The 20,214-nt window shown below is 67.6% G+C and carries 21 protein-coding genes; 4 read left to right on the top strand and 17 right to left on the bottom strand.

All coding sequences use genetic code 11. From position 1 onward, the window contains the following. Nucleotides 1-41: 41 nt before the first annotated feature. From D7252_RS05405 to argG, 4 genes are all read right to left on the bottom strand, one after another. Nucleotides 42-1,868 (bottom strand): YhgE/Pip family protein, encoded by a 1,827-nt coding sequence (locus D7252_RS05405; RefSeq protein ID WP_120774449.1) that lies wholly within the window; start codon nucleotides 1,866-1,868, stop codon nucleotides 42-44. Further along, nucleotides 1,865-2,533, bottom strand: coding sequence for a hypothetical protein (locus D7252_RS05410; protein ID WP_183055184.1), 669 nt, complete (start codon nucleotides 2,531-2,533; stop codon nucleotides 1,865-1,867). Before D7252_RS05410 ends, D7252_RS05405 begins: the two co-directional genes overlap by 4 nt. 17 nt (nucleotides 2,534-2,550) lie before the next feature. Continuing rightward, nucleotides 2,551-3,183 carry a TetR/AcrR family transcriptional regulator gene (locus tag D7252_RS05415; RefSeq protein WP_120774450.1) on the bottom strand — a complete coding sequence of 211 codons (633 nt, stop codon included), beginning with the start codon at nucleotides 3,181-3,183 and terminating at the stop codon, nucleotides 2,551-2,553. A 125-nt stretch (nucleotides 3,184-3,308) separates the two neighbouring features. Next, nucleotides 3,309-4,742, bottom strand: coding sequence for an argininosuccinate synthase (gene argG / locus D7252_RS05420; RefSeq protein WP_120774451.1), 1,434 nt, complete (start codon nucleotides 4,740-4,742; stop codon nucleotides 3,309-3,311). A 141-nt stretch (nucleotides 4,743-4,883) separates the two neighbouring features. On the opposite strand from argG, the gene D7252_RS05425 reads away from it, so the two are divergent. Further along, nucleotides 4,884-5,591, top strand: coding sequence for a ZIP family metal transporter (locus tag D7252_RS05425; RefSeq protein WP_120774452.1), 708 nt, complete (start codon nucleotides 4,884-4,886; stop codon nucleotides 5,589-5,591). Nucleotides 5,592-5,614: 23 nt separating this feature from the next. Here D7252_RS05425 and D7252_RS05430 read toward each other — a convergent pair whose 3' ends face one another. The 6 genes from D7252_RS05430 to D7252_RS05455 form a co-directional block, all read right to left on the bottom strand. After that, on the bottom strand, nucleotides 5,615-6,004 hold the full coding sequence (locus tag D7252_RS05430; protein WP_183055185.1) for a hypothetical protein: 390 nt from the start codon (nucleotides 6,002-6,004) through the stop codon (nucleotides 5,615-5,617). A 96-nt stretch (nucleotides 6,005-6,100) separates the two neighbouring features. Further along, nucleotides 6,101-6,844, bottom strand: a complete 744-nt coding sequence (locus D7252_RS05435; protein WP_120774454.1) for a hypothetical protein — start codon at nucleotides 6,842-6,844, stop codon at nucleotides 6,101-6,103. Continuing rightward, the gene (locus D7252_RS05440; RefSeq protein WP_183055186.1) at nucleotides 6,841-7,824 is read right to left on the bottom strand and encodes an ABC transporter ATP-binding protein; all 984 of its coding nucleotides are present in this window, start codon (nucleotides 7,822-7,824) and stop codon (nucleotides 6,841-6,843) included. Before D7252_RS05440 ends, D7252_RS05435 begins: the two co-directional genes overlap by 4 nt. Beyond that, entirely contained in the window at nucleotides 7,821-8,480 is a 660-nt protein-coding gene (locus tag D7252_RS19930; RefSeq protein WP_183055187.1) for a hypothetical protein, read from the bottom strand. The genes D7252_RS05440 and D7252_RS19930 overlap by 4 nt, the downstream gene beginning before the upstream one ends. Before the next feature lie 806 nt (nucleotides 8,481-9,286). Beyond that, a complete protein-coding gene (locus D7252_RS05450) occupies nucleotides 9,287-9,910 on the bottom strand; it encodes a GNAT family N-acetyltransferase (protein WP_120774457.1) in 624 nt (207 codons plus the stop codon). Continuing rightward, nucleotides 9,907-11,364 carry an MFS transporter gene (locus tag D7252_RS05455; protein WP_120774458.1) on the bottom strand — a complete coding sequence of 486 codons (1,458 nt, stop codon included), beginning with the start codon at nucleotides 11,362-11,364 and terminating at the stop codon, nucleotides 9,907-9,909. The genes D7252_RS05450 and D7252_RS05455 overlap by 4 nt, the downstream gene beginning before the upstream one ends. Nucleotides 11,365-11,424: 60 nt before the next feature. On the opposite strand from D7252_RS05455, the gene D7252_RS05460 reads away from it, so the two are divergent. The 3 genes from D7252_RS05460 (at nucleotide 11,425) to D7252_RS05470 (ending at nucleotide 13,632) form a co-directional block, all read left to right on the top strand. Next, nucleotides 11,425-11,883, top strand: coding sequence for a helix-turn-helix domain-containing protein (locus D7252_RS05460; protein ID WP_183055188.1), 459 nt, complete (start codon nucleotides 11,425-11,427; stop codon nucleotides 11,881-11,883). An 83-nt stretch (nucleotides 11,884-11,966) separates the two neighbouring features. Then, nucleotides 11,967-12,596, top strand: a complete 630-nt coding sequence (locus tag D7252_RS05465; protein WP_120774459.1) for a LysE family translocator — start codon at nucleotides 11,967-11,969, stop codon at nucleotides 12,594-12,596. 64 nt (nucleotides 12,597-12,660) lie between these two features. Then, entirely contained in the window at nucleotides 12,661-13,632 is a 972-nt protein-coding gene (locus D7252_RS05470; RefSeq protein ID WP_120774460.1) for an acetylxylan esterase, read from the top strand. Between the two features lie 34 nt (nucleotides 13,633-13,666). On the opposite strand, the gene D7252_RS05475 is transcribed toward D7252_RS05470, so the two are convergent. Genes D7252_RS05475 through D7252_RS05505 form a run of 7 tightly spaced genes read right to left on the bottom strand, consistent with a single transcriptional unit; the run spans nucleotide 13,667 to nucleotide 20,066 of the window. Continuing rightward, a complete protein-coding gene (locus D7252_RS05475) occupies nucleotides 13,667-14,779 on the bottom strand; it encodes a hypothetical protein (RefSeq protein WP_120774461.1) in 1,113 nt (370 codons plus the stop codon). Next, nucleotides 14,773-15,528, bottom strand: a complete 756-nt coding sequence (locus D7252_RS05480; protein WP_120774462.1) for a hypothetical protein — start codon at nucleotides 15,526-15,528, stop codon at nucleotides 14,773-14,775. Before D7252_RS05480 ends, D7252_RS05475 begins: the two co-directional genes overlap by 7 nt. Further along, the gene (locus D7252_RS05485) at nucleotides 15,525-16,760 is read right to left on the bottom strand and encodes a VWA domain-containing protein (RefSeq protein ID WP_259461053.1); all 1,236 of its coding nucleotides are present in this window, start codon (nucleotides 16,758-16,760) and stop codon (nucleotides 15,525-15,527) included. The genes D7252_RS05480 and D7252_RS05485 overlap by 4 nt, the downstream gene beginning before the upstream one ends. Further along, nucleotides 16,742-17,728, bottom strand: coding sequence for a VWA domain-containing protein (locus D7252_RS05490; protein WP_251050633.1), 987 nt, complete (start codon nucleotides 17,726-17,728; stop codon nucleotides 16,742-16,744). The genes D7252_RS05485 and D7252_RS05490 overlap by 19 nt, the downstream gene beginning before the upstream one ends. Next, a complete protein-coding gene (locus D7252_RS05495) occupies nucleotides 17,719-18,210 on the bottom strand; it encodes a hypothetical protein (RefSeq protein WP_120774464.1) in 492 nt (163 codons plus the stop codon). The genes D7252_RS05490 and D7252_RS05495 overlap by 10 nt, the downstream gene beginning before the upstream one ends. Then, entirely contained in the window at nucleotides 18,197-19,084 is an 888-nt protein-coding gene (locus tag D7252_RS05500; RefSeq protein ID WP_120774465.1) for a DUF58 domain-containing protein, read from the bottom strand. Before D7252_RS05500 ends, D7252_RS05495 begins: the two co-directional genes overlap by 14 nt. Nucleotides 19,085-19,100: 16 nt before the next feature. Next, entirely contained in the window at nucleotides 19,101-20,066 is a 966-nt protein-coding gene (locus D7252_RS05505) for a MoxR family ATPase (protein ID WP_120774466.1), read from the bottom strand. Between the last annotated feature and the right edge of the window lie 148 nt (nucleotides 20,067-20,214).

Consider the following 20,214-nt stretch of genomic DNA (forward strand, 5'->3'; position numbering starts at 1 on the left):
CCGCATGACGCGTGCGGCGGGCGCTGTCCGGCGCCTCCCGCTCACCCGATCAGGCTGGGTTGCAGGTCGCGCAGCGTGCGGCGGTGCGTCATCCGCGTCACCCCGATCATGGCGAAGATCAACGCGCCGATCAGCCAGATCCCGAGAACCACGAGGTCGCCCCCCGCGCGAGCGAGGTCGCCGCCGTACATGAGCTGGCGCATCGCATCGACCACATAGCCCAGGGGGAGCACGTGGTGAAGGGCGGCGAGCGGTGCCGGCAGAGTCTGCCACGGGAAGGTGCCACCGGCGGTGACCAGTTGGAGGACCATGAGCACCAGGCCGAGGAACTGACCCACCGATCCGAGCCAGACGTTGAGCGCGAGGATGATCCCCGCGAACGTCGCCGAGGCGAACATCATGATCCCGAGCGTTCCGAGCGGATTGTCGAACGTGAACCCGAGCGTGATCGCGAGGACGCCCATCAGTCCGAGCATCTGCACGGCGCCGAGCGCGGCGGGGGTGAGCCAGCCGGCGAGAGTGATGCGGATCGGAGAGTGGAGCGCCGTGATCGCGCGCCGGGAGATGGGTTTCACGATCAGGAAGAGGGCGTAGATCCCTATCCAGGCCGAGAGCGCGGCGAAGAACGGGGCAAGGCCTGCGCCGTAGTCTTCGGCGGAGGCGACCTTGTCGCTGGACACCGCGACCGGGTCGGCGATCGTGTCGGCCTGGAGGGAGCGGAGGTCGGGCGTGGATGCCGGAATCGCCTCGACGCCGTCGGCCAACCCGTCGCGCAGTTCGGTGGTGCCGGAGGCGAGAGTGCCCAGACCGTCACGCAATTGTGCGGCGCCTGACTCTGCGGCCGCCGCGCCCGTGGCGACCGTGTCGGCTCCGCTGGCGAGGTCGGCGGCACCCGAAGCGACGGCTGCCGCGCCCGCTGCCAGCGCGTCGACCTTGTCGACCGCGCCCTGCACCTGGGTGTTCCCGTCCTGGAGTCGCGCCGACACCGGGTCGAGGCGGGCCAGGACCTGAGTGATCTGCTCGTCGGTCAACCCTTGTTCGGCGAGAGCTGTCGTGATGTCGGTGCGCGCCTCCGGCAACGCATCCGTCGCCTGCTGCACGGCGGAGCCGGCGCGGTCGGCGACATCGGCGAGCTGACGGTTGCCGTCGCTGACCTGCTGCGCGCCGTCGGCGAGGGTCTGCGCGCCGGCTGCGAGCTTCGAGGTGCCGTCGGCGAGCTGTGTCGTGCCGTCGGCGAGGGTGGAGCTGCCGGATACCGCGCTGTTGGCTCCGTCGGTGAGCTGCGTGGCGCCGTCGGTTGCCGTGGAGAGTTTGTCGCGCACATCGCTGAGGCCGGTGAGCAGGCGCTCTGCGGCCTCGCTCCCGACCATCTCCGCGACCGAACTGCGGATCTTCTCCACGGCCTGGGTGCCCATGGACGAGGCGAGGTAGTTGTTGGCGTCGTTGGTCGCCAGTTCGATGCGGGCTTGCTGGGGCTCGTCGCCCGAGGCGGACGTCAGGGCGCTCGAGAAGTCGGAGGGGATGGTCACGGTGAAGTCGACGGCACCGTCGCGCAGCGCGTCGGCGGCTCCGTCATCGGTCATCCGCTGCCAGTCGAAGGCGTTGCCCTCGATGAGGTTCTCTGCGACGTCTTCGCCGTAGTTGACGGTCGCGGGCTCTGCGCTCGCGGATGGGTTCGGCGCGCCCTCATCGTCGACCACGAGGGCCACGGGCACGTCGGGGAAGTTCGCGTACGGATCCTGGTTCGCCCACAGGTAGAGGCCGCCGTAGAGGATCGGGACGCAGACGAGTGCCACGAGCGCGATGAAGCCCATCTTGCTGGCCGTGAGCCGCCGCAGTTCGGCGGCGATCATCGACGGGACCTTCACTGCAGGCCTCCGTTCCGGGTCCTGTCGGCCCCTGATGTGGATGCCGCGACCCGCAGCGGCTTCACCGCGCCGGAGGCGTTGATCGCGTCGAACTCCTGCATCCGCTCCAACGCGACCGCCGCGGAACCACCGACGATGACGAGCATCGCGTAGCCCCGGTCGGCGAACTCGCCGGCGATACGCCACCAGCCGTCGGGGCTCCCGCCATGGCGGTCGGGGGAGACCAGCACGATGCCGTCGACCCCATCACGCAGCACCGCGAGTTCGCAGAGGATCCGTACGCGCGCGGCAGGATCGACGTTGCCGATCGGCACGGCGGCGAGTTCGGCGAACCCGAGTCCGGTGAGCCAGCGCCGCGCATTCAGAGGAGTGGCAGCCATCCCGGCGAACATCAGCTCTTCGCCCACGACGCCGGCGAGGGTGATGTCGGCGTGCGGGTCGCTGGCGTCGGGCGCGTCGACGAGGGCGACCCGGCGCCGCAGAGCTTTTGCGTTCTCGGCGCCGTCGAGGGTCACCAGGCCGCTGTCCGAGCGCATCCGACCGCTCGCGATGAGCCCGAGAACGGTGGGACGCTGCTCGGTTTCGGCGATCGCGTAGCGCACAGCACCGGTGTGGAACTCGAGGCTCGTCTTGGGAAGAGCCTCTCCGCCGCGTCCTTTGCTCACGTCCTGCAACGTGACTCTCACTCTGACGCCCCCTGGGCGGCGTCGGGCGCCACGATGTCGGGGTGCGCGGCGAGCAGCTCATCGGTCTCACGCCACGAGAGTCCGGCGATGCTCAGCACCGTGCGGACCGCCAGATTCGAGGCTCCCGTGCTGGCAGCATCCGTGCGGGCGACGACGGTGCGCGCCATCTCTTCGATCAGGCGGGCGAGGGTGGGGGCGGCGAGATCGGTCCGGAAGCTGCCGTCGTCCTGGCCACGGCGGGCGAGAGTGGCGACCGTGCGGCGCAGCGGGGCGAGTGCGTCGGCGGTGTGCTCGACATGTGCCTCATCGAGGGCGAGCGCGGCGGCGACCTGCACGTGCGACGCCTCTTGCCAGAGCAGCGCGGTCAGGCGGGCGAGCGCGATGCGCGAATCCGCGTCGTCCACGGAGGCGGCGATTGCGTTGAAGCGCTGCGCGCCGCTGGAGATGAGCTCACGGATCAAGGCGTCACGGTCGATGAAGTGGCCGTAGAGCGTGCGGCGGGAGAGGCCGGCGCTGCGCGCGATGACGTCGACGGAGGCGAACGGGTCGCTCGCGAGGGTGGTGCGGGCCGCGGAGAGGATGCCGGCGCGATTCTGCACGGCGTCGCGTCGGATCGGGCGAGTGGTCATGCCTCCATGGTACGTATCATGCACAGCACTGTGCAAGATAGTTCGTCGACTCTCAGCATCCTCTGATCGAGAGCACATGAAAGGGGGCGGATGCCGCAGCATCCGCCCCCTTGATCAACGTACGGTCAGTCGGTGCCGGAGTCGAAGGCCGCGCCCTCGGAAGCCGTGTCCACCGCACCCGCGAAGGTTTCGTCGATGTCTTCCACCGACCCGGTGATCTCACCCGACTCGCCCGCGGTCACGCGGCCGACCAGCTCGCCCGTGGCTCCGCCGACCAGGCCGAGTCCGGCATACTGCTCGAGGCGGGCACGCGAGTCGGCGATGTCGAGGTTGCGCATCGTGAGCTGGCCGATGCGATCGACCGGGCCGAACGCGGCATCGCCGACGCGCTCCATCGACAGCTTCTCCGGACCGTAGGACAGGTTCGGCGAGACGGTGTCGAGGATGGTCCAGTCGTCGCCGCGGCGCAGCCGGATCGTGACCGAACCCGAGATGGTGAGGCCGACCCAGCGCTGGATCGACTCACGCAGCATGAGCGACTGCGGCTCGAGCCAACGTCCCTCGTACATGAGGCGACCGAGTCGGCGACCCTGCTCGTGGTAGGTCGCGAGGGTGTCTTCGTTCAGGATGCCGTTGACCAGCCGCTCGTAGGCGATGAACAGCAGCGCCATCGCCGGAGCCTCGTAGATGCCACGCGACTTCGCTTCGATGATGCGGTTCTCGATCTGGTCGCTCATGCCGAGGCCGTGGCGTCCGCCGATGGCGTTGGCCTCCTGCACCAGCGCGACCGGGTCGGTGTATTCGACGCCGTTGATCGCCACCGGGCGACCGGCTTCGAAGGTGACCGTGACCTCTTCGGTCTCGATCGCGACCGACGGATCCCAGAACTTGACGCCCATGATCGGGTTGACTGTCTCGAGCGAGACATCGAGGTGCTCGAGCGTCTTCGCCTCATGGGTGGCACCCCAGATGTTCGCGTCGGTCGAGTACGCCTTCTCCGCGGAGTCGCGGTAGGGGAAGTCATGGGCGACGAGCCAGTCGCTCATCTCCTTGCGCCCACCGAGCTGGGTGACGAAGTCGGCGTCGAGCCACGGCTTGTAGATCCGCAGACGCGGGTTCGCCAGGAGGCCATAGCGGTAGAACCGCTCGATGTCGTTGCCCTTGTAGGTCGAGCCGTCGCCCCAGATGTCGACGCCGTCTTCCTTCATCGCGCGAACCAGAAGCGTGCCGGTGACCGCCCGGCCGAGCGGCGTGGTGTTGAAGTAGGTCCGCCCGCCGGAGCGGATGTGGAACGCACCGCAGGAGAGTGCCACGAGGCCCTCTTCGACCAGGGCGGTCTTGCAGTCGATGAGCCGCGACTTCTCGGCGCCGTACTCCAGCGCGCGCCCCGGGATCGACTCGATGTCGTCTTCGTCGTACTGCCCGAGGTCTCCTGTGTACGTGTAGGGCACGGCGCCCTTGTCGCGCATCCACGCGACGGCGACGGAGGTGTCGAGTCCTCCGGAGAAAGCGATGCCGACGCGCTCGCCGACGGGCAGGGACTGGAGGACCTTGGACATGCTTTCCAGTCTATCCGCGGGCGGCGTGTCGCCCTGTGCCGCATGACGGATGGGGGTCGGGGCGGTCGGCTCCGGCTGCGGGCCCGTCTGCGTCTCCCGCCGAGCGCCGCGTCGTGCAAGAGTGTTCGGCGGAGGTGGCAGATGGCTGAAGCGGTGCTGTGGGGAGTGGTCGCCGCATCACCCCTCTTCGTCGGTGCGGTGCTCGCCCTCATTCGGAAGTGGCCGCCGCGGTGGTTGGGCATCGTCCTCGGCTTCGGTGCCGGGGCGCTGATGGCGTCGATCGCGTTCGAGCTCTGGGAGGAAGGCATCGAACTCGCTGGCCCCGTCCCACTCCTCATCGGAGTGGTGGCCGGAGCGTTCAGCTACTACATCGCTGACCGCATCCTGGAGGCTCGTGAGGCGAAAGCGAAGGGTCAGGCGGGCGGAGGGCAGCTCGCTGTCGGCGCCCTGCTCGACGGCATCCCCGAGCAACTCGTGCTCGGCATCGGGCTCGCGTCGGGAGAGCCGGTGAGTGTCGCGCTGGTGGTCGCCATCCTCGTGTCGAACCTGCCGGAATCGATCGGCTCGGCATCCGACCTGCGGGAGTCCGGCATGTCCCGCGGCAAGGTGCTGCTCCTCTGGGGCGCGGTCGCGGTGGTGTGTGCGCTCGCGACCGTCGGTGGCTTCGCGGTGGCGAGCGTGACCGGCGACGCCTTCCGTTCCGCGGCGAGCGGCTTCGCCGCCGGCGCCCTTCTGGTGATGCTGGTCGACTCGATGATCCCCGAGGCGCAATCCAAGGCGAAACAGGCGACCGGCCTGGCGACGGTGCTCGGCTTCGCGCTCGCCGCGGGGCTGTCCCTCGCATCCTGACGATTCCGCAGATCTGTGCCCGCCTAGAGCACCTGCTCTGATGCGCCTTCGCGAGCGATGCGCCGCTCGTGAACCTTCCACACCGCGACGCCCGCGGCAGCCCAGGCGCCGCCCAGTGCGATGCCGAGAAGGAGCTCGAATGCTGCAGACGAAGCACTCCCGGCGGACATGATCGTCCTGGCGGCGTTGGTCATATGTGTCAGAGGCAGCCACCCGAAAATGACCTGAGCGGGCACGGGCAGCAGTGCGATCGGCGCGATGACGCCACACACAAGAGGCAGCAGATACCCCGCGATATTCGACGCAAGGAGTGGGTCTCGCATCCCGAGGCTCAGCCCGCCGACGACCAGACCCATTCCCGCGCTGGCGAACACTGCGGCCGACACGAACAGCGGGACCAGGAACCATGTCACCGGCGACAGCGGTGAACCGGTCAGCAGGAGCAGGGCGTAGGAAGACGCCGGGGAGGGAGACGTAGGAGATGCGGGCGCCGACACCGAAAGCCGTGTTCACGAGATCGCCAGTGTGCCGTTGACGCGAGCACGCTTTATGGCACCGCGCAGTCCGAAACCGGCCAGCACGAACCACGCCGCAGAAACGGCGACAGACAGCCCGGCCCACCGCACCGCAACCTCCACGGACTCAGCGTGCCCGGCCAGAACGGCGCTGGTAAGAGGGTGCGCCAACGCTACGGGCGCGAGCCAGCCGGGAAGGGCCATATAGGGCACGACGATACCCACGAGCATCCAGACCGGAACGATGATGAGCGGTTCGATGGCGACTGCTGCGGGGTTGACGACGAAGAGTGACGAAAGCAAGGACGCGGATCCGATGCACGCAATGAGGGCCGTCACGATCCCGATCAGCGAGCGGATGTTCACAGCCAGTTCCTGAGCGATCATCAGCTGCAGTGCGAGCGCGAGTGGGATTCCCACCACTCCGATGAGAGCAGCAGAGGCAGTCAACGCGCCGAACACGATTCCCGGCCTGTGGATGCTGAGCACTTGCGGTTCGAGGGTCCCCTGAAATCGCTGATACATGATCAGGCCCGCGGCCGTCGTCGTCGTCGCCCAGATGCCGGCGAAGGTCGCGTCAAGCCAGGCCGATTGCGCGAGAGCAGTCTCCGTATTCAGCGAACCGAGCGCACGCAGGATGAGGAAGCTTGCCGGCGCTAACAATGCGGTCTGCAGGAAGAAGGGCACGCGCAACAGTTGTCGAGCATGGAATGCGGCAAGCAGGAAGAACGTGCTCATGCGTCGGTGTCTTGTTCGCGCGCGGGCTGGCGGTTCTTGGCCAGGAATGCCAAATACGACTCCTCCAGGGTCGGCTGCCGCAACCCGAGGGGCTCGAGTCCCAATTCGGTGGCGAATGCCGAGTGCGGCTCCGTCCGGGACCACGCGACGTCCACATTCCACCCCCCGTACGTCTGTGTCGTCAAGACTTCGACGACACCCGCGACCCGTCGCAAAGATGCCTCGAGGTCAGCGGAGATAGCGGGAGTCCGAAAGCTCGCGACCCCACTCAAGCCGGCCGCTGAAGCGATGTCGTGAACGCTGCCTTCGACAGCGATCAGCCCCTGATCGACGATCGCGACACGGTCGGCCAGTTCTTCCGCTTCTTGCATGTAGTGGGTGGTGAGGAGGACGCCGGTGCCCGCCGCACTGAGAGTCCGAACGAGTGCGCGCAGTTGCCGTGCACCCTCCGCATCGATCCCGATCGAAGGCTCATCCAGCAGGATGAGTTCCGGGTCGCACACGACCGCTCGTGCGATATGGAGCCGCTGCCGCATGCCCCGCGAGAACTGTTCCACGCGGTCCTTGCGTCTCCCCGAAAGGCCGACCATGTCCAGCGCGTCGGCGATGCGGTTTTCACGCTGGCTGCGCTGGACGCCTTGCAGTTCGGCGAAAAAAAGGAGGTTGTCCACGGCAGATGCGCGCATGTAAAAGCCGCGATCGCCGCCGAGGACCAGGCTCATCCGGGATCGAACGTGCTGATGGTGCTTGGTGACGTCTAGGCCCTGGAAGAGAATGCGGCCCGCGGTCGGGGTCAGAAGCGTGGAGATCATCTTGATGAGAGTGGTCTTGCCTGCGCCATTCGGCCCCAGGTAGCAGACGACCTCGCCCGCACCGATAGTGCCAGTGATACCCCGGACGGCATGGACACTCTGACCGCCCTGACTGTACGTTCTCTTGACGTTCTCCAGCGCGAGGAGAGTCGTGTCGCCACCGCTCACCAGTCTCTCCCTCCCACCCAGGCCTTGAGACCGACGGGATCGTTCTCCAAAGAGTCGTACACGGACTGAGCCATCTCGATTTCGCCTCTTTCGTGGTGAATGGAGAGGAGGAGTTTCCTCGTAGCGGCGATCTGGGTGACCGCGCCGTCGCGGCACACGATTGTCTCGGCTTGCTGAGCCAGGGCCAGCGCCTCGGGATGTGACTGAGCTCGAAAGGCCATATACCCGCACAGAATGATCGCCTCGGTGCCTGAGCCACGATCATCACTCAGCGCCCATTCCATATGTTTCTGCGCCATTCGGTGTGCGGTGTTGATGTCGCCGTTCATGGCTTCGAGTTGAATGAGATTGACGTTCGCCTGGGCCCGATACCGGTTGCGCTCGTCTTCCCCGACACGGAGCAACCCAGTAGCGCGCAGCATCTCCGTCGCCCGTTCCAGCGCCTTGCGAGCCTGTCCACTCTCTCGACGCTTCGTCCAGATCAGCCCCCGCAAGTTCTCACCGACGCCGAGCATCACCTCGCTGTCCCCTTGACTGATCTGGCGCTGGGTGGCGAGATCGTGAATCGTCCGCGCCCGCTCATCGAGAACCGCCTCACCAGCGCTGAGGTCGTTCGCCCGCTTGACCAGCCACGCCGCTTTCCGGATCAGGGCCATGCTTCACCGAAATGGACCACGGGCGAAGCGCGCAGAAAGGTCGAAAGCGTCTCCCGCCCTACGATCTCCGACACCGGACATCGCCGATGCTGCATATGTGATGGCACCACCGCCATGCGTTTGAGGATCGTCGATCACAAGAGGAGCGACCTGCGCGGCGAGCTCCCAAAGCCCCGCGAAATTGATCGCGGCATCCAGATGAGACTCGGCAGCACCCCAGCGTGGGCAACCCTTTGAGATGCTGCGGTGCAGCGCAGCAGGAGTTGCTTCGGTGAGGTAAGCACCCGGATTATCGGGTTCACGGTGTGCCTGGGAACCTTGAGTGCGCTGTTGTTGATGACTACTTCCCTTTGTCCAACACGGCAGGGCCGCGAGCACGATCGAGCTTCACTCGCGGGCCTGCCGCCTGCAGTTGTTGCGAACTCAAACAGTCGCTACTCCGCCGCCGTGGTTCCAGGTGAACGTGATGGTGCTGACGAACTCCGGCACGCTGCTCTTGACTTCGGACACGATGCTTTCGATGGGAGACATGCTTTATTTCCTTCCAAGTTTCGAGGCGCTGTCGCGGCGCCTGTTCAGCGGTCGATGCCACCGAAACGATGGCGCCACCAATCGTGTCCGAGTGCGACGAGCGCCTCTGCGCTATTCCGGTGGTTAAGTACCGTGCCGTCTCCACCTGCGTAGTCGGAGCCACCGAAGCATCGTCAGCGGTCACCGCGGCGGGCTCGTTAAGCGGCGGCACAACGCGCTTGCCGTGTTTTCGAGGGGACGACTCAGTAGTGACGAAAACTCGAAGGATCGCCCCTCTAGATGCCTGCCCGCCCCGACAGCGTCACGACCGGCGCCACTTCCTGCCAGCCGAGGCTGCGGTAGAGCTGCTGCCCCTCGACGCTGGCCAGAAGGAGACCCGTCGTTGCACCGTTCGCCGCGGCCCAGCCGGAGAGGCCGCCCATGACGAGCCGGCCAAGACCGCGCCGGCGGAACGGTGGAGAAGTCTCGATGCGATCGAAGATCACGTCAGTCCCTCGAACGGCCGCTTGACCCCGGGCGGCGATCTCTCCATCGATCGCGATCCGGGCATGCCCGACGCGCCCCTCTTCGTCGATACGGACCTGGGCGGGTATCGGGGTGGGACCCAGGGCCGAGGTCATCAGGCGCTCATCACGATTGACCACGGGGAGCCCGGCGGCGGCATCCCGCAGCCATGGATCGAGGCCGCCGACGATCGTGAGCCAGATGTCGGGCGCCGTCATCTGGCTCACGAGTCCGTGAAACACATCGCGTGACGGCGAGGCGGCGACATACTCCCGAGTGCGCAGGGCGCTCGCGACCTCGACGGTCCACGTGTCGCCGTTGCGGCGACGTGTCATCCCCCGCGAATCGCCCCAACCCTCGACCCATCGATCGACCAGGATGCTCAGTTCCGTCATCCTCCGAGGCTAGGCGAACGTCGACCTGCTCGGCGCGACGCGATGACGCCAGAGATCGCGGCCAGGACTCCGATCACGGATGCCGCCAGCGGCACGGCCAGAGCGAGCCGGGTGGCGTCGATCGGGGCAGCACTGTCCTCTGCGGCGAGCGTCAGCACTGCACTCGTCGCCGCCAGACCGATCGCCGCACCGAACTGGAACGCCGTGTACAGCAGTCCGCCACCGAGCCCCTGGTCTTCGTCGGGCACCCCGTCGGTCGCAGCCACCGTCAACGGGCCATATGCGAGCGTGAAAGCGAGGCCGAGAGCGAGGAAGCTCGGGAACATCGCCGCGTATGTCCAGTCGTCCGTCACCGGGAGGAAGAGCAGGAACGATGCCGCGGCAGCCCCCAGCCCGACCAGCGTGACAGGCCAGAGGCCGAACCGTGCGACCAGCCGGGGCGTGAGAAGAGGGGCGAGGATCGCATCGATGCCGAGGACCAGCAGGGCCAGTGACGTCACCAGGCTGTTCCATCCGCGCTGCTCCTGCAGGTAGAGGACGACGAGGAACTGGAAGCCCATGAAACCGGCCGCAAGGGAGGCGGCACCGGCGTAAGCGCGCAGTTGCGGGATCTGGCGCAGGAACGACAGACGCACCAGAGGCGCGGCGGCGCGGCGTTCGACGGCGACGAAGGCGGCCAGCAGCAGAGCGCTCGCGCCGACGAGTGACCAGGTGACGAGTGGCTCCCCGTGCGAGGAGCGCTCGATGGCCGTGATCAGGGTGAGGAAGGCCACGGTCACGAGCACCGCACCGGCGACGTCGGCTCGGCCGCGTGGTGCCCGGGCCTGGTCCGGCGTCGGCCGAGGAATCAACGGGATGGCGAGTGCCAACAGGATCGACGACACGATCACCGGTGCGAAGAAGACCCACCTCCAGTCGAACACGGTGAGCAGGCCGCCGATCACGAGGCCGATCGAGAAACCGGCAGCACCGATACCGGCGTAGATGAGCAGTGCGCGGGTTCGCACTGGCCCTTCCCGGAACCCGGTCGTGATGATCGAGAGTCCGGCGGGCATCATGAAGGCGGCAGCCACGCCGGTCGCCGCGCGGGCGGCGAGTAGGAGCCAGGACTCGGTCGCCAGCCCGCCCAGGCCGGAGAACACGATGAAGACGCCGAGGGAAACGTGGAAGACCCGGCGACGGCCGAGAAGGTCGGCTGCTCGGCCGCCGAGGAGGATGAAGCCTCCGTAACCCACGATGTACGCGCTCACGACCCACTGCAGCTCGCCGGTGGTGAGGCCCAGATCGGCACGGATGGCCGGAAGGGCGACGCCGAACATCGCGATGTCCACGCCCTCGAGGAAAGCGGCACCGCAGAGGACGATGAGCAAACCGAGCGCTCGCCCCCGGATGCGCTCGTCGAAGCGACCGGCAGGTGGCGGGGTGCTGGGGAGGGAACTCGTGCTGGTCGACATCTGCGACTCCTTGATCGGTTACTTCTTGATACTGACCACATCATGCGTCACCATTGAGGTATGGCGGAAGAAGGCACTATCAAGTCACTCGGTCACCACGAAGGAACCGACTGGAACGACGCGTTCCAGTGGGATTCCCGGGAGGACTGTGAGGTACGCCAGATCCTGGACCGGATCGCCGACAAGTGGTCGCTCCTCGTGATCGCGTTGCTCGACGACCGGACGATGCGCTTCACCGAGTTGAAGCGCCGCATCGACGGCGTCAGCCAGCGGATGCTGACGGTCACCCTGCGACAGCTCGAACGCGACGGCATGGTCCAGCGCACCGTGCACCCGGTGGTTCCCCCTCGCGTCGACTACGCCCTCACCGAACTCGGTCGCTCGCTCCACGCCACGGTCCAGTCTCTCGTCGTCTGGACCGAGAGCAACCAGGACGCCATCGCCGCAGCCCGCAGCACCTATGACGGCGGGCCGGACGCTCGCGATTCAGGAGTGACTTCGGCTCCCGCCGGCGCGTAGCGGCATCCGTCCGCTCGCGCACTATCGGTCGGCGCGGCGTCCCGCTACACTCGGCGACACTCTCATCGCCTTCGGAGGCCCCTGTGGAACTCGCGACTCTTCTCGCCTTCTCGATCGCCGCCGTCGTCGCGATCGCGATTCCCGGGCCCACGGTGCTGCTCGCCCTCGCCAACGGGTCGCGTTACGGCGTCCGCCGTGCGACCTTCGGGATGCTGGGAGCGGTCGCGTCCGACATCGTGCTGGTCGTCGCCGTCGGGCTGGGCCTCGGTGCTCTTCTTCTGGCGAGCGAGCTGGCGTTCTCGGTGGTGAAGTGGGTGGGGGTCGCGTACTTGGCGTTTCTCGGCATCCGGATGCTGCGCTCGCGCGGTGCGCTCCTGCATGGCGACCCCGGTGCCGACCCGCGCGGCGCACGCGGAGCGCTGTTCACCAAGAGCTTCCTGGTCGCCGTGACCAATCCGAAGGGCTACCTGTTCGTGGGGGCACTGCTGCCCCAGTTCATCGGGCCGGGTACCGCGCCGATCCTGCAGTATCTCGTCATCGGAGCGCTGTTCTGCGCCCTCGACTTCACCATCATGTTCGCCTACGCGATGCTCGGCTCGCAGGCGATCCGCTTGCTCAAGAAGCGCGGCACGGTCTGGATCGAGAGAGTCTGCGGCGGTGTGATGCTGGGCCTTGCCGCGTGGCTGGCCACATCGCGCCGCGCGGTCGCCTGAACCGCGCAGCCCCGGGAACCCGGTAGCGTGATCGCAGTCCATCTGCCCTGACGCTGGAGCCTTCATGCCCCGTTTCGATCTCGCTCCTGCCGAACTGCGCGAGTACCGTCCGCAGATCGCCGAACCCTCCGATTTCGACGACTTCTGGCAGCGCACGCTGGCGGAGTCGAGAGCCGCCGCCCAGGAGCCGACCCGCGCGGCGGTCGATTCGCCGCTCGCGCTGGTGGACGTCTACGACATCGAAGTCAGCGGATTCGCCGGCGATCGTGTGCGCGGGTGGCTCGTCGTCCCGAAGGACGCGACGGAACCCTTGCCGACGGTGGTCGAGTTCAACGGCTACGGCGGCGGTCGCGGACTTCCGCATGAGCGTCTCGCCTGGGCCGCCGCCGGCTACGCGTGGGCGTGCATGGACACCAGAGGGCAGGGAAGCGGCTGGGGTGCCGGCGGGGTGACGCCCGACCCGCACGGCTCAGGGCCGGCGACGCCCGGCTTCATGACACGCGGAATTCACGACCCCGACGAGTACTACTACCGGCGCGTGTACACCGACGCCGCGCTCTTCGTCGATGCCGTGCGCGGTTTCGACGAGGTCGACGCGGCGCGGGTTGCCGTCACGGGCGCGAGTCAGGGTGGGGGCATCGCGATCGCCGCTTCCGGCCTCACCGAGGGGCTCGTCGCCGTCATGCCGGACGTGCCGTTCCTCTGCCACTTCGAACGAGCGGTGGGTCTGACCGACTCCGACCCGTACCAGGAGATCGTGCGCTATCTGTCGGTGCACCGGGATGCCGCTGCCCGCACGTTCGCCACGCTCTCGTACTTCGACGGTGCGAACTTCGCGGCGCGCGCCACGGCCCCGGCGCTGTACTCGGTGGCGCTGATGGATCCGGTCTGCCCGCCGTCGACGGTCTATGCCGCGGCGAACCGCCACCTGTGCGGTGCGGAGGTCATCGAGTACGCCTTCAACCGGCACGAGGGCGGGCAGGGCGTGCAGTGGGAACGGCAGGCGGCCTGGCTCGCAGGGCAGCTGGCCCGCTGAGGGGCGGGAGCACCGTCGAAGTCGGCGGCGCGACTCAGAATCCCGGGTAGTCCTTCAACTTCTCCTCGAACTCCGCGCGGTCCGCCTCGCTGAGCACACCGCTGGCGATCACGACCAGTTGCAAGCCCTCGAGCGGCTCGCCCGTACGGGCGTTCTGCGCCTCGCGTGCGGTGCGGAAACCGCCGTCGGGGTCATTCGAGAGATCGTAGATGTTCGCGTAGAACCGCAACGGGTCGGGATAGTTCTCTGTGTAGTACTCCCAGGTGTTCTGCGTTCGCGGGTCGTCACTGCCGTACAGCTTCGCGATCACAGCCGGGTCCATGCCGGAGATCGCCGGGTCGTTGAACGCGTACAGATTCCAGAGACCGTGTTCGAGCACGACCTCATCGATCACATCCATCACCTCGAGTTTGCGTGCGTAATCCTGGATGGGCTCGTTGGTCGCCCACCCCGCCGAGGTGTACTCCGCGAGCATCGACTCACCGCCGTACCCGTTGCGCTCCGGACGCAGATCCTCATCTCGCACCTGCGTCCACGTGTATCCGAACTCCTCCGTCAACCGCGTGCGGATGTCGGCGAAGAGTTCGTCCGCCTGTGCCCGCACTTCCTCCAGCGACTGCTGGCTCAGGGTCTGCTGCGGGTCGGTGTCCTTGATCGCGGGGTATGCCTCCGCGTGCTTCTGCTCGTCCGACTTCCGGCCTTCGTAGCTCCCCGACGCCGACGTCTGCAGAGCGCTCATTCCGCCTACCGTCGCCACGTTGAACAGCAGCGCCACGACGAGAGCGATCGCGCCGAGCATCCGTCCTCGCGGCGAGAAGAGGGCGGCGACGATCACGGCCACGGTCAGCAGCTGCAACGCCAGCATGGTCACGCCGTAGAGGATGTCGGTTCCGCCGGCCAGGAGCGTGCCGAGCAGGGTGAGAGCAAAGAGAACAGAGGTGACGATCGCGGTCCAGCCGAGCGCGTTCGCCGGCTTCTTCGCGCCGTCGGCCGTGGCGTTCGCGTGGACGCCAGGGGCCGGAGGCCCGGCGACCGCCGGGGTCTGCTGTCGCCGGGCACCGCGATACCCGCCGGGCGGTGGCACGGGCGGGGCGCCCTCGGCTCCGGCGAGGTAGCGCGCCCGCTGCTTCTCGTGATCGCTCACCATGGTTTGTCCGTTCCCGAGCCGCCCGGGTCGTCGCCCTGCTGCTGGTCGCGCTCCTGAGTGCCCTGCTCGAGCTTCTCCTGCAGGTCTTCGAGCTTGTCCTCCGACGGCTGCGGCTCTTCTTCGGCCGGCTGCTCCTCCTCCGGCTGCGGCTGCTGCTCCTGCTCCTGCTGCTTCTGCTTCAGCCGCTCCTCCGTGCCCTCCAGAGTGTCCGACATGTCGCGCTCCGGGTCGGAGGACTGCTCCTGCGCCTGGTCACTGTGACATTCCTCCGGAGTCTCGACCGTGATCGTCAGAGCCTCGCCGTACAGTTCCGCCGCCGCGGCGCCGTCGCCGTCAGCGCGGGCGGCGTCGCCCATCCGCTCCACGACGAGTGCCAGGTTGATCCGCACGCCACACACCTCGAGGCCGGTCGCCAGGTCGAGGGCTTCCTCGAGTTCCGCGCGCGCCTCAGGCAGCTCATCGGCCCCGGCGAGGGCGGTGCCGACGTTGAAGGGTGCTTTATACGGTTCGAACCAGTTGAGGAACTCCTGGCCCCGGGCCGACGCCTCGGAACCGGCGTAGTCATCGACCACGTAGGCGCTGATCGCCTGATGCGCGAAGGCGTACATGCCGAGGAGCTTGCCCACGAACAACAGCGCCGCCAGCGTGAGCGGGAGAGTCCCGATCGCGACCCAACGACGGATGCTGCGCCGTCGGCGGTTCGCACGAAGGAGGGCGGCCGCGTCATCCCGGGTGTCTGAGGAACTCACTGCGCACCTCCTTCGGGCGTGGCGGGGGACGTTTCGTCTCGTCGCTGCGCTCCTCGCTCAACGACCGGGGTGCGGGCGGGCGTGGCGGGGGACGTTTCGTCTCGTCGCTGCGCTCCTCGCTCAACGACCGGGGTGCGGGCGGGCGTGGCGGGGGACGTTTCGTCTCGTCGCTGCGCTCCTCGCTCAACGACCGGAGCTTCGGTCGTTGAGCGAGCGGAGCGAGACGAAACGCCCTCCGCGGCTGCCCGCGGACCTCGCAGCTGCCGAAGCCGCGCGATCAGCATCGTCGCCCGGGCCAACTCGAAGCCCAGGAGGCCGAGCACCACCAGCGCGGCGATCCAATACAGCTCCGTGACATTGCCGACCTCGCCCGACTCGGCATAGCTGGTCGTGGTGGAGGGTGCCGCCGGGAGTTCGGGCGCAGCATCCGCCGTTCTGTGCTGGTACTCGACCCCGAGCTGGTCGGCGATGGCCTGCAGGTTGCCCTCGTCGATCACCGACAAGGCGCTCTCGCCTTCGTACTCGATGTAGCCCTCGTCTGTGCCGACGCCGCCGCTGTTGATGCGCATCGGCCCGCCCTCGGCGGTGCCGTAGCCGAACACGCCGCCCGAATCGGTGTACTCCGCGCTGGAGGAGAACGGTTCCGGCGGGGTGCTGACGGTCTGCTCGCCGTCGCCGAAGTAGAACACCATCCGCGAACGGTCGGGCGATGACTCGGCGGCCGAGGCGAGCGTCTCCGTCAGCAGCGGAGCTGCGATACCGATCGAGCTGCCGCGGGACTGGCTGGTCACCTCGGGACGCAGCACGTCGAGCGACCCCACCAGCGCAGTGGTGTCGGTGGTCAGCGGCATCCGCAGTTGAGCAGCGGCGTCGGAGGTGATCAGGGCGAAACGCGCACCCGGATACTGCTCGATGAGTGCCCGCACGTCGTCTCTCACGCCGTCGAGTCTGGGCTGGTCGCCGTCCCAGTCCTCCGCGACGATGCTCGCCGTGGTATCGACGACCAGCACGATGTCGGTGTCGGTCGCGAGCGTCTGGGTGGCGCCTCCGGGAATCCCTGGGCGCAGCAGCATCATGAGGCAGGCGAGCACCATCACCAGGCGGAGTGCCCAGAGCGCGCGCTGTCCGGATCGCACGAGAAGCCAGACGACCAGAGCAATCGCGGGCGTGAAGAGCAGCACGAGCAGCAGCGGGTTGAGTGCGGGTTGGAAGATCACAGTCTCACCCTCCACAGCACCACGATGAGCGACAGAACCGCTATCGACAGCACCACGATCCAGAGGTTCGGGGTGTCGGTCCAGACGACTTGCGCCTCGCCGCGCAACTCTGTGGCCTCCTGCTCCTGAACCCGCTCGACGATGTCGGCGACGGTGGTCGTGTCGCGGAGGCCGTAGGCCGCACCCCCGGTGGCTTCCGCCGCTGCGGCGAGTTCGGCGCTGACGTCGGCGTCCTTTCCCTGCACGGGATTCAACGCGAACACACGCACGTCCTTCGCTGCCGCATATCCGGCCGCCTCTTCGAGCGTCACGATCGAGGCACCGTTGACCTCGTTGTCGGTGGCGAAGATCACCGAGCGTGACCGCTCGTCGTCAGGACGATCGAAACCCATCGTGCACGCCGCGAGACCGTCGCCGATCAGCGAAGCCCCTTCGCCGTTGAGCGTCCCCACCCAGTGCTCCGGGATCTCGTCGACGTAGTCGAAGCTCGCCTTGAGGCTCGCCAGGTGCTCGCGGATGAAGTCGTAGTCATCGGTGAGCGGGAAGATCTGCACCGGCGAGCTGTTGAAGATCGTCAGCCCGATGCGCTCGCCCTCGAAGCCGTCGAGCAGCTCTTCGAAGACGGTCAGCACCTCGATATCGACCTCGGTCATCGAACCGGACACATCGAGACACAGCATGATGTCGCGGCTGGTGTTCACCGGCTGGATCGTCTGAGACGACATCGGCCGAGCCGCCACGACGCCGGCGACGAGGATGGCGACGGCGCCCAGAGCGAGGATGCCGGACAACGCGAGCACTCGTTTCCGCAGCGCCTGCCGGAACGCCGGCAGGCGGCGCAGGCGTTCGGCCCGAGCGACGCGAGCCCGCTCGCCGGCGTTCGTCCCCCCCGGGCGGCGCAGGCCGAGGATCAGCCCGATCGCGAGTGCGAGCAGCACCACGCCGACCGCCACGAGGATCATCCAGAAGTTCGCTAGTGCCATGTGCGCACCACCGTCCGCGCGGCCTCAGCACCGGCGATCGGGTCGATCGGCGGACCCTGGCGGAAGATGCTCGGGTAGTAGTGGCGGCCCATCGCGTCGATGAGCGCCGGGTGCACGCCGCGTGCCACGAGGTCGTCGAGCGCGAGCACCGGAGCCTCGAGTCCGCTGTACTCGTTGACGAACGTGCGGACGACCCGGCTCAGCTCGAGGTTCGCGTTCCGAGCCGAGAGCCTGCGCTCGCGGTAGTCCGTCTCGATCAGCTGGACACGGTCGAGGTACTCGGTGCGCAGCTGCGAGAGCACGTCGACGGTGAGCAGCTGCTGCCCCGAGTGGTCCGGAGGCGCGGACACGGCCCGTCGCGGTCGCGTGAGCACGATCAGCAGCCAGGCACCGAGAACCAGGAGCGCGAGAACGCCGAAGGCAAGCAGCATCCATCCCCAGCCGTACTGCGCCGGCGGATAGAGCTCATCAGAGCCGGGCATGCGACCTCCGGTTCAGCAGCCGCAGGAGCTGCGAGACGGCGTCGTCCTGACTGTCGAGCACGGCGTGACTGATCTCCATGCGCTTGAGCGTCTCGGCGAGGTGAGCGGCGTCGGCCTCGGTCTGCGCCGCCAACTCCCCGACGATGCCGAGGTCTCCCTGCACGAAATCCGGGACGTCCCAGCGGCTGTCGACGTCGCTGCGGATCGTGCGCGTGCTGTGGTCGAGCACGGGATCGGCGTCGCGCACCGTGAGCCACAGCACATCGTGTTGTACGCGCAGGCGGCGCAGCATCCGTTCGGTTTCGTCCGTGATGGGCGCCTCGTCGGTGATCACGACGGCGATCATGCGGCGGGAGATGGTGCGCGTGACGAACGAGAGCAGGGCGTCGCGATCGCTGGGCGCGGTGCTGTGGTCGATCGCGTGGTCGACGGTGCGCAGCGCATGCTCGAGCGCCCCTTCGCTGCGACCGGGCGCGCGTCGCCGCACGCGCTCCGCGTCGCCGTAGACCACGGTGAAGTCGTCGCCGTGGCGGAGCGCCAGGACGCCGAGCACGCCGGTGGCGAGGATGGCGAGATCCTTCTTCGACCTCTCATCGTGCGCGAGCGCCGCCATCGAGCGGCCGGTGTCGACCACGAACATGATGGTGTGCATGCGCATCGCTCGGTGGCGACGGACGAGCGGCGCTCCCAGCCGTGCGGTGGCCCGCCAGTCGATGTCCCGCACCTGATCGCCGTACTCGTACGCCCGCAGATCCTCGAAATCGAGGCTTCGCCCGTGCAGCAACGACGCGTATGCGCCGTCGAGCGCATGCAGCGACTTGCGTGCGGAGTGGATGAAGAGCTTGCTCTTCACCTGGGTGATCAGGCTGGCCACGGCGGTGTCCGCGTCCTCAGGGTGTGGGCACGCTGGCGAAGATCTCGTCGATGATCTCCTCGCTGCGGATGCCCTCGGCGTCGGCCTCGAACGTGAGCAGCACGCGGTGGCGCAGCACGAGGTGGCGGAGGGAGCGGATGTCCTCGGGCAGCACGTGCGCACGGCCGTTGAGCAGTGCGAGTGCCCGCGATGCCTGGAGGAACGCGATGCTCGCCCGCGGGCTCGCGCCGTACTTGATGTAGCGGGCGCGTTCCTCGCCGATGTACGGCGCCGGGTTCCGCGTCACGTAGGCGAGCGAGACGATGTAGTTGCGGATCGCCGGGTCGACGTAGATGCGGCTCGCGACATCCTGCAGCAGATTCACGTCGTCGAGGGTGACCGCGCTGGTCACGTGGCGGTCGGGGTCGAGCACGCCGGAGTCGATACGGCTGAGGATCTCGAACTCCTCGGCAGGACTCGGATACTCGACGATCTCCTTCAACAGGAAGCGGTCCATCTGCGCTTCGGGCAACTCGTAGGTGCCCTCCTGCTCGATCGGGTTCTGCGTCGCGATCACCAGGAACGGCTTCGGCAGATGGTGGATCTCGCCGCCGATGGTCGTCTGGTGCTCCTGCATGGCCTCGAGCATGGCGCTCTGGGTCTTGGCGCTCGAGCGGTTGATCTCATCGAGCAGCACGAAGTTCGCGTGTACCGGACCCAGCACGGTGCGGAACGAGCCCGTGGCCGACTCATAGATCTGACTGCCGGTGATATCGCTCGGCAGCAGGTCGGGGGTGCACTGGATGCGCTTGAACTGCGCTTTGACCGTGTCGGCGAGGGTGCTGGCCGCAGTGGTCTTCGCGAGCCCCGGCACGCTCTCCAGCAGGATGTGGCCGCCCGCGATGAGAGACACCAGCAGGCTCATGCGCAGGCGGTCCTGGCCGACCATCTTCGCCGAGTACGAGTCGGAGATGATCCGGAGCACCTCGGCCGCTCGCGACATCTCGGCCGTGGAGGGCGCCGCCTGCGGTTGTGCGCCGGACGGAGGAGCAGCCGCGGAAGGTGCCGGAGGAGCCGCGGGCGCGGGAGGCGGCGGCGGTGCGGAACTTCCCTGAGGATTCTGCGCGTAGGGCTCGTTCATGTGGTGGCTC

Origin of the sequence: Microbacterium sp. CGR2 (assembly GCF_003626735.1) — a bacterium.
Lineage (GTDB): Bacteria > Actinomycetota > Actinomycetes > Actinomycetales > Microbacteriaceae > Microbacterium.